The organism is Marinobacter fonticola, assembly GCF_008122265.1.
GTDB lineage: Bacteria > Pseudomonadota > Gammaproteobacteria > Pseudomonadales > Oleiphilaceae > Marinobacter_A > Marinobacter_A fonticola.
Window position 1 is genome coordinate 65858 of the sequence record NZ_CP043042.1, and the last position, 13569, is coordinate 79426.

The 13569-nt window shown below is 59.0% G+C and carries 14 protein-coding genes; 8 read left to right on the forward strand and 6 right to left on the reverse strand.

From position 1 onward, the window contains the following. Positions 1-139: 139 nt before the first annotated feature. A complete protein-coding gene (locus FXO11_RS00290) occupies positions 140-322 on the forward strand; it encodes a hypothetical protein (protein WP_148861023.1) in 183 nt (60 codons plus the stop codon). Positions 323-628: 306 nt separating this feature from the next. After that, positions 629-1756: a glutathione S-transferase family protein gene (locus tag FXO11_RS00295; protein ID WP_148864734.1), complete on the forward strand. Its 1128-nt coding sequence runs from the start codon at positions 629-631 to the stop codon at positions 1754-1756. A 5-nt stretch (positions 1757-1761) separates the two neighbouring features. Here FXO11_RS00295 and FXO11_RS00300 read toward each other — a convergent pair whose 3' ends face one another. After that, positions 1762-2403, reverse strand: a complete 642-nt coding sequence (locus FXO11_RS00300; protein ID WP_148861024.1) for a TetR/AcrR family transcriptional regulator — start codon at positions 2401-2403, stop codon at positions 1762-1764. Positions 2404-2484: 81 nt separating this feature from the next. On the opposite strand from FXO11_RS00300, the gene FXO11_RS00305 reads away from it, so the two are divergent. After that, positions 2485-3594 carry a DUF2855 family protein gene (locus FXO11_RS00305; RefSeq protein ID WP_148861025.1) on the forward strand — a complete coding sequence of 370 codons (1110 nt, stop codon included), beginning with the start codon at positions 2485-2487 and terminating at the stop codon, positions 3592-3594. 19 nt (positions 3595-3613) lie between these two features. On the opposite strand, the gene FXO11_RS00310 is transcribed toward FXO11_RS00305, so the two are convergent. Then, the gene (locus FXO11_RS00310) at positions 3614-4222 is read right to left on the reverse strand and encodes a phosphoribosyltransferase (protein WP_148861026.1); all 609 of its coding nucleotides are present in this window, start codon (positions 4220-4222) and stop codon (positions 3614-3616) included. 87 nt (positions 4223-4309) lie between these two features. Here FXO11_RS00310 and FXO11_RS00315 point away from each other — a divergent pair, with 87 nt between their 5' ends. Continuing rightward, entirely contained in the window at positions 4310-4882 is a 573-nt protein-coding gene (locus FXO11_RS00315; protein ID WP_148861027.1) for a phosphoribosyltransferase, read from the forward strand. Positions 4883-4973: 91 nt separating this feature from the next. Here the strand turns inward: FXO11_RS00315 and FXO11_RS00320 are convergent, their stop codons facing one another. Next, on the reverse strand, positions 4974-5180 hold the full coding sequence (locus tag FXO11_RS00320) for a cold-shock protein (RefSeq protein WP_148861028.1): 207 nt from the start codon (positions 5178-5180) through the stop codon (positions 4974-4976). 375 nt (positions 5181-5555) lie between these two features. After that, positions 5556-5744 (reverse strand): hypothetical protein, encoded by a 189-nt coding sequence (locus FXO11_RS00325; protein WP_148861029.1) that lies wholly within the window; start codon positions 5742-5744, stop codon positions 5556-5558. Between the two features lie 311 nt (positions 5745-6055). On the opposite strand from FXO11_RS00325, the gene FXO11_RS00330 reads away from it, so the two are divergent. Further along, entirely contained in the window at positions 6056-7165 is a 1110-nt protein-coding gene (locus tag FXO11_RS00330) for a sensor domain-containing diguanylate cyclase (RefSeq protein WP_148861030.1), read from the forward strand. 13 nt (positions 7166-7178) lie between these two features. Here FXO11_RS00330 and FXO11_RS00335 read toward each other — a convergent pair whose 3' ends face one another. After that, the gene (locus FXO11_RS00335; protein ID WP_148861031.1) at positions 7179-7742 is read right to left on the reverse strand and encodes a DUF2459 domain-containing protein; all 564 of its coding nucleotides are present in this window, start codon (positions 7740-7742) and stop codon (positions 7179-7181) included. 125 nt (positions 7743-7867) lie between these two features. Between FXO11_RS00335 and FXO11_RS20215 the strand changes: the two genes are divergently transcribed. Together FXO11_RS20215 and FXO11_RS00340 are read left to right on the forward strand one after the other, a co-directional pair. Further along, on the forward strand, positions 7868-8044 hold the full coding sequence (locus FXO11_RS20215) for a hypothetical protein (protein ID WP_168203100.1): 177 nt from the start codon (positions 7868-7870) through the stop codon (positions 8042-8044). Positions 8045-8332: 288 nt separating this feature from the next. After that, entirely contained in the window at positions 8333-9376 is a 1044-nt protein-coding gene (locus FXO11_RS00340; protein WP_227545991.1) for a M23 family metallopeptidase, read from the forward strand. A 58-nt stretch (positions 9377-9434) separates the two neighbouring features. Here the strand turns inward: FXO11_RS00340 and FXO11_RS00345 are convergent, their stop codons facing one another. Then, positions 9435-12263 carry an AMP-binding protein gene (locus FXO11_RS00345; protein ID WP_148861032.1) on the reverse strand — a complete coding sequence of 943 codons (2829 nt, stop codon included), beginning with the start codon at positions 12261-12263 and terminating at the stop codon, positions 9435-9437. A gap of 372 nt (positions 12264-12635) precedes the next feature. Between FXO11_RS00345 and cyoA the strand changes: the two genes are divergently transcribed. After that, on the forward strand, positions 12636-13565 hold the full coding sequence (cyoA, locus tag FXO11_RS00350) for a ubiquinol oxidase subunit II (protein ID WP_148861033.1): 930 nt from the start codon (positions 12636-12638) through the stop codon (positions 13563-13565). Positions 13566-13569: the final 4 nt, after the last annotated feature.

A 13569-nucleotide genomic window follows, 5' to 3' on the forward strand; every position in this document is an offset into this window, starting at 1 on the left:
TTCGTTCACCTGCCATCTTTTAATTCAAGCGAAAACAACCGGTTAGAAAGGATGCGGCCGGAGATAAACCGATAAGCGCTTGACTTGGCTTTTTGCTATTTCTACAAACGAAGGTGAATTCATAAAAAGGAAGACACTTATGTTTAGATGGATCGTTGTTGCGCTGCTTGGTGTTGTCGTCGGCAACTGGCTGTTCCGGAGCAATCTCCAGCCGGTTCCGCAGTATGGAGCTACCCGGCCGGGCGAACAGCCGAACGCGCCGGCCAGCCAAGCCGGTGTTCAGCCTGGAACGCCGCATCCCGGCGTTAACAAGCCGGTGTAGCGAACGCCTGCCTGCTTCAGCCAGATCGAGTACGCTCAGTAGTTCTGGCTGCACTTCATCCTTGTCCTACCTATTCCTAACTATCAAACACCGCGAGCAAGTACGCACCTCAGTTTGCCCCAATTGAAGGCCAGCCTCCGGCCTGAATGCTCCGGTTCGCGATGACTAGTCGTTGTCCACGCTCCCAATACCTTTTAAGCTAATTCCTTCGACAATAATGGAACGTAGTTCCGCATAACGGTCAATTTTATCTCCTATGGACCTGTTCTGAAGCGCTCTAGCATAAAGGATTATCTCGTGACACCTATGGCTCATCCTTATCGCCTGTACGGCGTACCTCACTCGCTATTTACTGGCATTGCCCGTTCTTACCTTCGCACCCAGAGCCTCCCCTATATTGAGGTCCCCACCCGTGATCCGGCTTACGCGGCGCGAATCATGCCGGTGACGCAGCGCGCAATCATTCCGGTGCTGGAAGCGCCAGACGGTGAGATCGTTCAGGACAGCCTGGACATCATCGATCACTTCGAAAGTCAGGGCGTGGCCTACTCCGCTTATCCGGAGAGTCCCCTACAGCGGATTCTGGCGATCATCATTCAGTATTATGGCTGCCAGGCCATGTTGCCTCACGCCATGCATTACCGCTGGAGCTACCGGGATCGACAGGAGGCTTTTCTAGGCGATGCCTTTGCCTCCGGCTCCGGCGCTGACATGGCCGGGAAAATCATGGGACGGATGAATTCTTACCTGCCGCAACTGGGTGTGACGGAGCAAACCATCCCGGCTATCGAGCGCTCTTTTGAGGATCTGCTGGACGCCCTGAACACCCACTTCGCCGACCATCCTTATTTGTTCGGCGGACGACCCTCAATCGGGGATTTCGGGCTGATTGGCCCGATGTTCGCCCATCTGGGGCGTGACCCGGTGCCGGCAGGAATCATGAAAACGCGGGCGCCCAAGGTCTTCCGCTGGGTTGAGCGCATGATGGCGCCGGGGTTGGATACGCCGGAATTTCCGGGCTACGGCACTGATTTTCTGCCGGACGACCAGATTCCGGAAACCTTGGAGCCGCTTTTTCAGCACATCGCATCCGACATCTTCCCCATGCTGACCGACAAGCTGGCGGCCTTGGATGCGTTGATTGCCGAACATAATCCACCTGATGGCCAGCCGGTTGCCCCGAAGCCGCACCAGCGCTATGTCGGGCTGGCGAAAACCCAATTCCGTGGCATACCGGTTCAGGTGGGTATTCAGCCGTACATGCTTTACATCCTGCGTCGTGCAGACGAGGCGTTAGCTGAAAGTAGCGAGGAGCAGCAGGCCAGGGTGCGATCCGAACTTTCCGCCCGTGGGCTGGACGCCGCCCTGCCGGGAAATCGCGGTTACAGCGTGGATCGGCGTAACCAGATCGAAGTCTGGTCCCGGTCGTCCTGAACCGGTTATGAGCGATGCGGCGGGTCGTGCTCCATTAAAGCGATGCACAGGCGTTCCATTTCTGCCGCCCAGCGCGCCATGCGCTTCGCATCGAGTCGTACCAGCAATCCGTACCGGCGTCCGCCCCAGACCGCCAAGTGCAGGGCCTCCACGGTTTCCGGCGCGACCGGTGCCAGGTCATCGCAGGCGTCGATAACCCGTTGCCACAGCCCGAGCAGCTCATCATAGGCGCGCTGCTGGAGTCTGGAGTCGGCAATACGCGGCTCCAGATCCATCATATCGGGGTGGAACCAGGCGGGAGACTCCTGCCCGCAGAGCAACCGGATCAGGCGCTGGATGCGTGCCCGCCAAGGCATGTCGTCCGGCGCCACCACCTGCTCGTCGACACGAGCAATCAGTTGCTCGATGCAGTGGCGTACATAGCCCGAGTGCAGCGCTTCCTTGCTGGGAAAGTAGTCATAGAGCGTGCCGACGGCAACACCGGTCTCCAGGGCCACCTTGCGGGTTGTCAATTTATTCCAGCCGTCGCGCTGCCAAATCCGAACATAGGCATCGAAAATGGCCTGTACGGTGAAGCGTGCACGGGCCTGCCGGGGGCGTTTGAGCGGCTTGACCCGCGGCGCCGGGGAGGATGCTTGCTTGGCCACTGTTTTCCGAACCCTTTGGTATCGGCCTGCCGCTAGAATGTTCGGGTAACGAAAATCCGCCGCACCCACGAGGAACAGGCCATGACTGAAGTAACACGATTGTATACCGACCGGAATGACCTGGGCGCGACCCGCGAGGTGATCGAGCCCCTGCCTGCGATTGAGGATGGCCAGGTGCTGGTGCGGATCGACCGTTTGGCGGTGACCACGAACAATATCACCTACGCCGCCTTTGGTGACACGCCGCACTTGCGCTATTGGGACTTTTTTCCTACCGGCGAGCCGGGTTGGGGCCAAATGCCGGCGTGGGGTTTTGCCGATGTGGTCGCCTCGACCGTTGAAGGTGTGAACGAAGGCGAGCGATTTTATGGCTTCTGGCCGCTGGCATCCCACTGGGTGGTAACGCCCGTGCGGGTGACCGAACGCGGGTTCTACGACGGTACGCCGCACCGCCTCGAGCTGACCTCGGCCTACAATCAATACCAGCGCGTCACCACCGATGCGGCGTACCGGCCGGAAGATGAGGACTATCAGATGTTGGTCCGTCCTTTGTTCATTACCTCGTTTATGCTGGCGGATTTTCTGACGGACAACGCCTTTTTCGGTGCGCGTCGCGTATTGTTTTCCAGCGCTTCCAGCAAGACGGCTTATGGCACGGCATTTTGCCTTCAGGATCGGCAGGAGATCGAGATCGTCGGGCTGACGTCGGCGGGCAACCGCAACTTTGTCGAGGGCCTCGGCTGTTATGACCGAACGTTGGATTACGATGCCGTCGAAACCCTGGATGTGGATGTACCGACTGTTTATGTCGACTTCTCCGGCAACGACGATCTTCGTGCCCGCATCCACCATCATTTACCGCAGACACTCATGCACGATTGTTACGCCGGATCGGCTCATAGCCACGACCATATCGGTGCGCGGGGCTCCCAGGTCTTGCCGGGGCCGGAGCCCAAGACGTATTTCGCGCCCACCCAAATCAAGAAGCGCAACGCGGACTGGGGGCCGGCAGAGGTCACGCGGCGGTTCAACGAGGCCCAGTTGGCGTTCATTCGTTGTATCGGCCATCCGGAGCGACCTTGGCTTCTGGTGGAGCCCCACCAGGGAGTTCGGTCGGCACAGCCATTGATCCGCGCGCTGGTGGATGGCCAGGTCGATCCGCGTATCGGCCATGTGGTGATCCTGGGCTGAGTGCCAGCCTCGTCGTTCGTTAGCGCCCGCTGTCCAGGATGTCCCCAAGATAGGGTTTGTGAGTATCGATTTCCTCGCGACTCAACCCGTTCAGCTCATAGGGGAACACCAGCCAGTCCTCGGAGCTGTGCTGGCAGAAATCGGGCTTACGGCCGGTCTTGTTGGCGCTGGGGCGCTGGTAAAGGGTGGCGATGCGAGTATCGGCGGGCATATTGCGTTTGAGTTGGCCGTTAAGACGCTGGAGAACCGCAGCGACGCTATAGCCAGTGCCATAAACGTCGTCGACGATCAGCAGGCGGTCGTCGTGATTCACGTTATCCAGCAGATAGTGGGTACCATGAACCCGGATCTTTTCTTCTGGCGAGGCGACCATTTTGTCGTAGTCCTGCATACCGCGATAAGACGTGCGCAAGGCGATGTGGTCGGTGGTGACGCCCAAGGTTTGCAGGCATTCCTGGACGTAAATGCCGATGGTGCTGCCTCCCCGCCAGAGTCCGACGATAAAATTAGGGCGAAAACCACTCTCGTAAATCTGGGCACCGAGGCGGAAGGCATCCACGATCAGGTCCTGTTCCTGCAGGAAGCGGCGTGGTCGTGGGGTTTTGGGTACGGAAGCGGTGTCTGTCATGACGGTTCAGGGACTTTTGGCATCTGGGTTTGAAGGAATGCGGCGTTGATGGGATTATGGCCCAATCATTCAAACAGTAGTGATGTCATGGCAGAGAAACAATACCTCAGTGCGCAAAGCCTGCTGGAAGACTCTTTTCGACTGGGGGCTCAGATCCTCAATTCCGGCTTCCGTCCCACGTTCATGATTGCGGTGTGGCGCGGCGGTGCGCCTATCGGGATCGCCGTGCAGGAGTTCCTCGATTACCACGGCCTACACACGGATCACATCGCCATCCGTACCTCGTCCTACCATGGCATCGACCAGCAGAGTAAGACGGTACGCGTTCACGGGCTCAATTACCTGGTCAAACACGTGACTCACGGCGATACGTTGCTGATTGTCGACGACGTTTTCGACACCGGGCGCTCAGTGGAGGCGATTATCGACGAATTGAAACAGCGTGCGCGACTGAACACCCCACATGATATTCGCGTTGCGGTGCCCTACTACAAGCCGGATCGTAACGAGGTAGGTTGGGGGCCGGACTTCTACCTGCACGAGACTGCCGAGTGGCTGAAGTATCCTCATTCTCTGGAGGGGCTGTCCGTCGAGGAAATAGCGACCCATCGGCCGGAACTTTACGCCATCCTGGCGCCGCATTTGGGGGATGCGCCGTGAGTCTCTTTAGGCGCAAAGGTTGAAGTTCATAAAATTAATGGCAATAAAAAAGGCAGCCGAGGCTGCCTTTTTGGGTGCTGCTAAACGTTAGTTAGACAGCAACAACGTTTTCAGCTTGCGGGCCTTTCTGGCCCTGGGTCACGGTGAACTCGACCTGCTGGCCTTCAGCCAGAGTCTTGAAACCGCCGCCCTGAATGGCGCTGTAGTGAACGAAAACGTCCGGGCCGCTTTCGCGAGTGATGAAGCCGAAGCCCTTGGTTTCGTTGAAGAACTTGACGGTGCCGGTAGTAGTAGACATGTATACGTATCCTGAATTCAATCTTTTAAAGTGCCGCAATGACATCGAAATGATGGCAATCGGCGTTGTGCGGATAAAAAGCCCGGAATCAAAAACAGGACGAAACTACTAACATACGGCAGGCAAACGTCTTATTTGTGAAATGCTCGGTTCGATCTTTCCAACGAGATTCACTTTACTCCCTCTCTCAGGCTTTGCCAAGCTTATTTCATAAGCACAAACCGGGGGGTTGATCGCCTCTCGCTTTAGTCGTCAAAGGGATACCTGGTGTCCTGGGCGGGACATTAGATCAAAACAAAAAAATGGGCCGTCGCCACGAGTGACGACGGCCCATTGTTGCATCTAGGCTGCGGTATGCGGAGGGATGCGAAAAGATTAGTCGCTCTTATTCTCTGTGTGCTGCGGCTCAGGGGAGCTGACTTCAAGCACAAAGGAGTTCCGGCTGCCCGCGACGATCAGTTGGTCGCCTTGGCGCAGGGACTTGCGGCGCTCCGTAATGTCCGGTTTCGGCGTTGGACGACATACTACCGCTGGCCGATGCTGCTTCGCGTTCTTCTCTGTCATATGACCTCCTTTCTAACCCGCGCCGTTATACGGCAAAAAGGGGTGTTCGGTGCAATTAAATCATCTTCATTTACCGGAAATGCGGCAATCGTAAGCGAAGGCGTAAGCTAGAGCGAATTTTTGACGTGTATGTTCTGGCGAAGTCGGCGAATAAGCGCTGTGCCATAGAAATGGTTCGAAATGCGACATGGTATCGGCGGTTAAGGTTGTGCTAGGTTGGTTAGCGTAGCTTGGCTTTCTCCATGAAACCGACGTTTTTAAAAAGGCTACGCCAGTGAATACCCTAAGTGGCTTCGGCCAAGGACAGGGTTATGAGCGATTCGCTCGATGATTCGCACAATCAGCACGACCTCACCGCGGACATGCTCAATCTTGTGGACGCGGTGCAGCAGCTTTCCCTTGCCCGTGACCTCTCGCGTATTACCGAAATTGTCCGTCATGCCGCCCGTACCATCAGCAGAGCCGATGGAGCGACCTTCGTGCTGAATGAGGGCAGCCAGTGCTTTTACGCCGATGAGGAGGCCATTAGCCCGCTATGGAAAGGCGCGCGCTTCCCTTGCGATGCGTGTATCAGCGGTTGGGTGATGTCTCACAGCGAGACGGTGGGGATCGAGGACATCTATCAGGACGATCGTATTCCAGTGGATCTCTACAAGACCACGTTCGTCAAGAGCATGCTGATGGTACCGATCCGGCGGAAGGACCCTGTGGGCGCCATCGGCCTCTACTGGGCCCGGCGGCACAAGCCCTCTGCCAACGAGATATTCCTGATGGAAACCCTGGCCAACTCGACCGCAGTGGCTATGGAGAATGTCAGAATGCACGCCGAGTTCGAGGAGCGTGTGAAGCAAAGGACCAAGGCCCTGGTGCGCGAAATCCGGGAGCGTAAGAGGGCCGAGGAGGCGGTGCGTCAGATGGCCATCAGCGATTCACTGACGGGGCTGCTCAACCGGCGCGGTTTTTTTCTGCAAGCGCAGAAACAGTACGAGCTGGCTTGTCGCAATGCCAGCCCCAGCATATTGATATTCGCGGACCTCGACGGCCTGAAGGTGGTCAACGACAGCCATGGACACCGCGATGGGGATCAAATGCTTGTCGATGCGGGTGCGGTGCTGAAGGCGGTTTTGCGCCAATCCGATGTCGTTGCCCGGGTCGGGGGTGACGAGTTTGTCGTGTTCTCGATGGAGTGCGAGCAGCCGGAAATTATAGTCAAGCGTATTCAGGATGCTGTCGAACGTTTCAATACCGACAACCGCCGGCGTTACGAGCTTGCGCTCAGCGTGGGTGTGGTGGTGTGCGATCCGGACGAGACGGTCTCCCTGGAGAAATTGATGGAGCTGGCTGACGAGGCCATGTACCAGGACAAGCAACGCCGGCGCAACGGCCAATCTGTCAGCCACGGCAAGTTGCGCTCGGTCTGAGACCGGGGCGAAACTACTCTTCCAACTGCCAGTGAGAAAATAGCCCGGACCCATGCACTTCGACGCCCAACGCCTGGAGCCATCGCGCCATAACCTGGTTGGACTGGTGGAACATCCAATACCTCTCCGGGTACTTCACGAAGTATAGGTTGTAGCGTGGCTGATAGCGGCGTTGCTCCGGGTTTTCGAAATAGCGATTCAAGCGATTGCGCAGGGCGTTGACGTCCTGCGTACTGACCTCGATCGAGTAAAGTGTGAGAAAGCCCTCGGGAATAGCCTGGGTGCGCCCGGACCGTGGCAGCGTATCCAGCGACTGGCGGCCCACCGCAGCCTGGGTAGGCCAGAGCAGCGCCTGAACGCCTCGCCAGAGACCGGTGTCATCTTCGGCGTACCATCGCCACTCCCCATATACATAGCGCGTCCACCCGTCGCCATCGGGCAGAATCAGGCTGGGGTGGCGTCCGTGGTCCATAAGGTGGATCTGGACGGGATCGACAGGCGCGGTAGGTGGCGCCAACCGGTTGCCGCACCCGGCCAGCAGACCGGCACAGAGCAGAGTCACAACCGTTTTGAGCATGGACTTTTGTCCCTTTGATGGACGGCTGTTAAGTTGACGGTAAGGCCCGCCAGCCGCTAGAACAATAATAAGGCCTGATGACGTTTCGTCCGCATGCCCTCAAATTTCATGAAAGAGGGGACACCATGAAATGGATCGTACTGCTAATCATCGTCGCCGTCGTTGGCTTTTGGCTCTACCGCGGCCGGCAGAAGAACGCCCTGGAAAATCCCGAGATGAAAGCCATCGACAAGCGGGATTATTACGTGGCGCCGGAAGAGAATGATGAGAGCCCATCCCGGGACAGTGAGCGACCGCGATAGGGATTTTCGACAGGTTTTTCGATAATAGGTGCTTGCGGTAAGTGCTTTCGATAAGAGCCCTCGACAAGGACTAGAGCCGCGCTTATCAACCTTAAGCTGCGAGCACAGGAAAACGCCACTCGCCAAACCCGGGCGAGCGAGGACTTTATGCCATCCGATGCGGCCTGTTTGACTGCGAATCATCGCGCATCGATCACGTAAGCATCACGATAACGACTGAAACACGGTAAATCGATGACCGAGTCTTCAGCCACTGAACCTCCGACAGAGAGAACCGAGACTCAACAGATGCCTGAATCGGAGCAACCGGACCGCACCGGAGCACCGAGGCGCCGCCGTTGGCGTCCGTGGCTACTGTTTCTGGTTCTGGTTGCGCTGGTGGTGCTGTTGGTTTTGCGCGAGGACTTGCGCCGCCAAGCGGAGACCAGTGCCGTTAGAGCGGTGCGCGTGATCGCTATCGATGGTCTTGGCTTCTCGCCCAGAGACATCTTCCTCTGGCGTTTACGCATAGCGGGGTTGGCGGACAGTCCGCTTGGCCAGCAGTGGAAGAATGCAGTATCGCAAGCGGGCACCGAGCCGGTCACGTTCGATCGCCAGTATCAGGCTCAGCGTCAATTTTCCGCGGATGCGGTTGAGGCCCATATTTATCAGGTGACCCTACAACAGGGAGCCGAGCTGAACTGGCGCCTGGAGCGGTCCAGCTTGGTGGGTGGAGACCTGTTCGCCAGTCTTGAGCGGCGGGACAGCGACGGCGAGTTCGGTACGGATGACTGGTCCACCGTGACCGAGCTGGAGGCCACCGGACAGCGAGAGCATCTGGTTGTCGAGGTCGACGGGACCTATCGTATCGTGCTGCAACCGGAGTTGTTTGCGTCGGTGGATTACGCCCTGGCTCTGGCCAGTGGCGGTTCCCTGGCTTTTCCGGTATCCGGCGCCTCCCAGCGTGATATCGGCAGCCCGTTTGGCGCTCCGCGGGACGGTGGCGCCCGCTCCCATCATGGTGTGGATATCTTTGCCTCGCGTGGCACCCCGGTCACGGCGGTCACCGATGGGCGGGCTCGAACCGGAACCAGTAACCTGGGCGGTAAGCATGTCTGGCTGTCGGGTAGCCTATTGGGGTTCGGCACGCCTCGCTATTATTATGCCCATCTCGATGCTTTCGAGGTGGCGTCGGGCGCCGACGTGAAACAAGGCGATATTCTCGGCTATGTGGGCAACACCGGTAACGCCCGCACGACGCCGCCCCACTTACATTTCGGTATTTATACCGTCGGTGGGCCGGTCGATCCCGATCCCTTCCTGCGACCGCGGCCTGACCTGCCCACGCAGTAACACCCGCACCGCTTTGAGCCTTTTTTGTCACTCATGTTCGTGATCAAAGCGCTGTCCGTCAGCCCAACCGGTCCGGCTCGCCGGTCATATCCAGCATGGCGTTGCGCGCCTCGTCCCGCAGTTTCACCGCTGATACCCAGTCGTCGCTTTCAGGGACGATGGGGTCCCCCACAATGGCTTCGATCCGGCCCGGGCGAGGGTTCCAGCGGTCGGCGGGCAGCTTCTGCCGGGTGCCTTTGAGCGCAATGGGAACGACGGGCTCCCCGAGTACCGCAGCGGTCATGAATGCCCCCATGTGGAACGGTCGTAGGCCAGGGGCCGCGTCAAAGCCGCCTTCCGGGAAGAACAGCAGCCGGCTGTCGCGGGCGCGTTCGGCAATGCGACGGGAGGCACGCACGCTGGTTTCGTCGCTGGTGCGGTCCACCGGTTCCACGTTCATCCGCTTGAGGTAGCGGCCTAGGGGCCAAAAGCGCATCAACTCCACTTTGGCCACATAGCTGACAGGGACCGGCAGCAAAGCGGTGGTTACCAGGGCGTCGATGTAGCTGGCGTGATTGACGACCACGACGCAGCCTTCCGGCAGTTTACGCAGCTTTTCTTCGCCTATAACGGACAACCCGGTGCCGGTCAGCAGACCCAGCAGCCGCGCGCCATAACGGGAGACCTGCCAGCGGCCTTCACGACTGGGCACCAGATTGACCAGCAGCCACACCGGCATACCGATCAGGGCCAGAGCCGTCCAGGCCCAGCCGGCGTAGAGCCAGCGTTTGACGTTGCGCGCGGCCAGGCTGGCCTGCTGGCGCCAGCTGCTGCGCGCCAGATGGATCAATTGCCGCCACACCGGGCGCGCTTTCTGCTCCAGTTCGCCACGCTCGTAGCGCAGCCGGCAGTCGTTGCGGCGTAGCTTGCCGCTAGAGGTCTTGGGGATACTGTGGGGCTTGACGATAACCACCTCGTCCACATCGATGCCCAAGGTATCCATCGCGATTCGGGCGATGTCGTCGCGCAATTGCCGGCGCACGTTTTCGCCGGTTGCCCGGGTTTCGGCGACCACCACCAACCGCTCGCCTTCCCGGCCGCCGATGCCAGCGGCGAAAGCGGCAACGCAACCGCTACGCACAGTGTCCAGCCGGCCCGCGGCTTCCTCGATCTCACCGGGATAGATATTGCGCCCGGCGCGGACGATCAGGTCTTTGTTGCGCCCGCTCAGGTAGAGCTCGCCCCCGGCGATGTAACCCCGGTCGCCGGTGTTGAGCCAGTCGCCGTCGAACAGTTCTTCGGTTTTTTCCGGGTTGCGGTGGTAGCCGCGGGTCGCGGAGGGGCCGCGGAACTGTAACGAACCTTCGCGGCGCTCCGGCAGTACGTTGCCTTCTTGGTCGACTATGCGGATTTCGTGGTTGGGTACCGCCTTGCCGCAGCAGACAAAACGCAGCGCCTTTGTCTGATCGGGATCGACGGGCACCGCATGACCCTGTTCCTGAAAACGGTCGCGGTCGACGGTGTCGATCACCGGCTCCCGGGGCTTTTCGGGAAATGTCAGGGCGACGCAGTTTTCCGCCAGGCCGTAGACCGGCGACATGGTTTCGGGGCGGAAGCCCTGTGGTCCAAAACGCTCGCTGAAACGCTGAATCGTTTCGGGGCTGACCGCTTCCGCGCCGTTGAAGGCGACGCGCCACGTGCTCAGGTCGAGCCCTTCCATATCGCTTTCTTCAAGACGTGCCAGGCACAGCTCATAGCCGAAATTCGGCGCCGGCGAGAGGGTGCCGCCAAACTGGTGGATGGCCCATAACCAGTAGCGTGGCCGGGTCAGGAACAGTTGCGGTGCAATAATGACCAAGTGCATGCCATACCAAAGGCTGGATAGGCAGGTGCCGATCAAGCCCATGTCGTGGTAGAGCGGCAGCCAGCTGACGAACACGTCGTCCTGGCTGACGTCGACCACGGCGTTGGCAGCGCCGATGTTGGCGAACAGGTTGGCGTGGGACAATTCGACACCCTTGGGATTGCCGGTGCTGCCGGAGGTATACTGCAGGAAGGCGACATCCTCGCCATCGATACCCGTGACCGGCCGGTCCATAGGCTGCGCCCATACTTCGTCAGGCGTGACCACGTGCTTCAGGCTCGGCACCAGTCCCTTGATCAGCGTCGCCAAGCGTTTGGCTTCCGGGACGGTGATCATTACTTTGGCCTGGGCATTGTTGAGCACGGCAGCCTGGCGGCGCAAATGTTCTTCCAGCTGGGAGGCGCGCATGGGGGGATACAGCGGCACCGGGATGGCATTGGCGTAGAGGGCGCCGAAAAAGCCGTAGAAGTAGTCGTGGCCGGTGGGCAGCATCAGCGCTACGGTATCGCGTTGCTCGATGTCGTGCTGGAACAGGCCGTTCGCCACCCGCAAGGCGCCTTTATGCAGGTCGCCGAAGGTGAGCGGGCGAACGTCCTCATAGCTCTTGACCCAGTGCAAGTAGGTGCGTCGTGGATGTTCACGGGTGTGCCACTGCAACGCTTCCTGTAAAGTACGGAACGCCGGGACGGTGAAGTGTTCTCGGTCCGAATGCTTGGCGTCGGCGCCGGTCGGGCTATTGGCCGTGCCGCGTGAGCGTTCCTGGGGCTCTTCCCCGCGCAGCCGCGCGATGGCATCCAGGATATCCCGGGGCGTATCGGCGTCATTCAGCAATTCCTCGGGTAGCTGGACGCCGAACGCCCGCTCGACGTTCACCAGGAGTTCGGCGCGCGTCAGGCTATCCAGACCCAGGTCGGCATCGAGCTGGCTGTCGAGACTGACGTTCCGCCCATGGGGCATACTCTCGGCAGCGTCGTGCTGCAGGGTCTCGCTGACCGCCCGTAGTAGGGTATTTTCAAAGGTGTCCTGGCTCGCTGACTCTGTCATGGTGGTTCGCTCCGTGCATGGCCGGGCAGCGTGAGTGGTTGTTATAAGATCAGTCTAGTGCACTGTCGGGTCCGTCAGAGGCTTAAACCTGATCTAGTGATGCGTACTTCACCGTATTTGTACGGTGTCGAAGGAAGGCAAGATGACTTGGCTCAAGCGTCGGCTGGAATCCGGTCTTGTGCTGCTCCACCATTGGCCGCGATTTTTGCACAGAGTCAGGCGTCTCTACCCTCCCCGAGACCTTGACTGGTCCGCGTTGTTCCTCACTGGATTGTTCAGAGGCTTCCGAGGAAAATTCCACTACTTGAGTTAGCCGGCTGGAGATGTGCTTGGTTACGGGGTGTAGCCGCCCTGCTCTAATGAGGTCGAGAAATGAGAAAGAAGAGCTACTTGCGTGCCTTAGGGATCTTGCTGACGCTGGCCTTGCCGCTCTTGCTGGCGGGCTGCAGTTCGGCACTGATGGATCCCAAGGGTCAGGTCGGGGAAGAGCAGCGCACGCTGATTATTACTGCTTTTGCCTTGATGCTGATCGTCGTCGTGCCGGTTATCGTGATGACACTCCTGTTCGCCTACCGGTATCGCCGGGGTAACGACGAGGCGGAATACAAGCCGAACTGGGCCCATTCCACCGCCATCGAGGTGGTGGTCTGGTTCATTCCTTGTGTGATCATCGTCGTGCTGGCCATCCTGACGTACTACACCTCGCATAGCCTGGACCCGATGAAGCCCATCGAGGCCGACGCCGACGCCATGGAAATTCAGGCCGTATCGCTCGACTGGAAGTGGCTGTTCATCTATCCCGAGCAAGGGATCGCCACGGTGAACGAAGTGGCGATGCCCGAAGACACCCCGATCCGGTTCCGCATTTCGTCCGGTTCGGTGATGAATTCGTTCTTTATCCCCGCCCTGGGCACCCAGATCTATGCCATGGCCGGTATGGACAGCAATCTGCACCTGATTGCCAACGAGCAGGGAGTCTACGACGGCCGCTCCACCAATTACAGCGGCGCCGGCTTCTCGGGCATGACTTTCAAGGCCCATGCGCTCTCCAGCGAAGACTTTCAGGCGTGGGTGGGTAAGGTTAAGGCCTCGCCGGACTCGCTCAGCTTCGATCAGGGGTATCCGGCGTTGGCGGAACCCAGCCGGAATGCGCCGGTGCAGTATTTCTCGGATGTCCCAAGCGTGCTTTACGACAACATTCTGAACAGCTTCCGCAAAGGTATGCCGGAAAAGCATGGAAATGACGGGATGGAACAGAGTGCGCAGAGTAAAGAATCAGTGAACGCGGAGGCGGCGGAGTAAAATT

What these genes read in the sequence shown, in the direction of transcription:
- FXO11_RS00290 (WP_148861023.1), top strand. Translation starts at nt 140, where the DNA reads ATGTTTAGATGGATCGTTGTTGCGCTGCTTGGTGTTGTCGTCGGCAAC.
- FXO11_RS00295 (WP_148864734.1), top strand. Translation starts at nt 629, where the DNA reads ATGGCTCATCCTTATCGCCTGTACGGCGTACCTCACTCGCTATTTACT.
- FXO11_RS00305 (WP_148861025.1), top strand. Translation starts at nt 2,485, where the DNA reads ATGACTGAAGTAACACGATTGTATACCGACCGGAATGACCTGGGCGCG.
- FXO11_RS00310 (WP_148861026.1), bottom strand. Translation starts at nt 4,222, where the DNA reads ATGACAGACACCGCTTCCGTACCCAAAACCCCACGACCACGCCGCTTC.
- FXO11_RS00315 (WP_148861027.1), top strand. Translation starts at nt 4,310, where the DNA reads ATGGCAGAGAAACAATACCTCAGTGCGCAAAGCCTGCTGGAAGACTCT.
- FXO11_RS00320 (WP_148861028.1), bottom strand. Translation starts at nt 5,180, where the DNA reads ATGTCTACTACTACCGGCACCGTCAAGTTCTTCAACGAAACCAAGGGC.
- FXO11_RS00325 (WP_148861029.1), bottom strand. Translation starts at nt 5,744, where the DNA reads ATGACAGAGAAGAACGCGAAGCAGCATCGGCCAGCGGTAGTATGTCGT.
- FXO11_RS00330 (WP_148861030.1), top strand. Translation starts at nt 6,056, where the DNA reads ATGAGCGATTCGCTCGATGATTCGCACAATCAGCACGACCTCACCGCG.
- FXO11_RS00335 (WP_148861031.1), bottom strand. Translation starts at nt 7,742, where the DNA reads ATGCTCAAAACGGTTGTGACTCTGCTCTGTGCCGGTCTGCTGGCCGGG.
- FXO11_RS20215 (WP_168203100.1), top strand. Translation starts at nt 7,868, where the DNA reads ATGAAATGGATCGTACTGCTAATCATCGTCGCCGTCGTTGGCTTTTGG.
- FXO11_RS00340 (WP_227545991.1), top strand. Translation starts at nt 8,333, where the DNA reads ATGCCTGAATCGGAGCAACCGGACCGCACCGGAGCACCGAGGCGCCGC.
- FXO11_RS00345 (WP_148861032.1), bottom strand. Translation starts at nt 12,263, where the DNA reads ATGACAGAGTCAGCGAGCCAGGACACCTTTGAAAATACCCTACTACGG.
- cyoA (WP_148861033.1), top strand. Translation starts at nt 12,636, where the DNA reads ATGAGAAAGAAGAGCTACTTGCGTGCCTTAGGGATCTTGCTGACGCTG.